Consider the following 627-nt stretch of genomic DNA (forward strand, 5'->3'; position numbering starts at 1 on the left):
CCAGTCAATGACCAGGGAAAATGGATAGATGCCAGGAAAGCCGACGTGGTGGACGCCCCATATTTCCATGCGGTGTTCACCGTACCTGCTGACCTCAATCCTCTCATCTACTACAACAAAAGGCTTCTCTACAACCTGCTGTATAGCGCCAGCTCTGAAACCCTGCTTGAACTGGCAAGGGACGAAAAGCATATGGGTGTGGACATCGGCTTCCTGAGCATCCTGCATACCTGGGGGAGCAATCTGTCATTCCATCCGCATATACACGCCATCGTTCTTGGCGGCGGACTAAACAAGTCCCTCAAGTTCGTCACTGCGGGCAGGAATTTCCTGTTCCCGGTCAAGGTGGTTTCCAGGCTCTTCAGAGGCAAGTTCCTAAGCTCACTCAAAAGGCTGTACCTCGAAGGGAAGCTGTCATTCCCAGGTGACACAAGCATACTTCAGTATCCTCAGGAGTTCAACAGCTTCCTTACAAGACTGTATTCCACCGAGTGGGTACCCCACATCAAGGAGACCTTTAAGGGTGCTGCCAATGTCATTGAATACCTCGGCAGATACACCCACAGGATTGCAATAAGCAATTCCAGGATACTCGATGCCGGCGAGGAATCAGTAACCTTCAGCGTC

1 protein-coding gene is annotated in these 627 nt (G+C 51.4%); it reads left to right on the top strand.

Features of this window, described 5'->3' with window-relative positions:
- On the top strand, positions 1-627 hold a 627-nt coding region (locus tag T472_RS06365), incomplete at both ends, for an IS91 family transposase (RefSeq protein ID WP_023863435.1).

Source organism: Youngiibacter fragilis 232.1, assembly GCF_000495435.3.
GTDB lineage: Bacteria > Bacillota > Clostridia > Clostridiales > Clostridiaceae > Youngiibacter > Youngiibacter fragilis.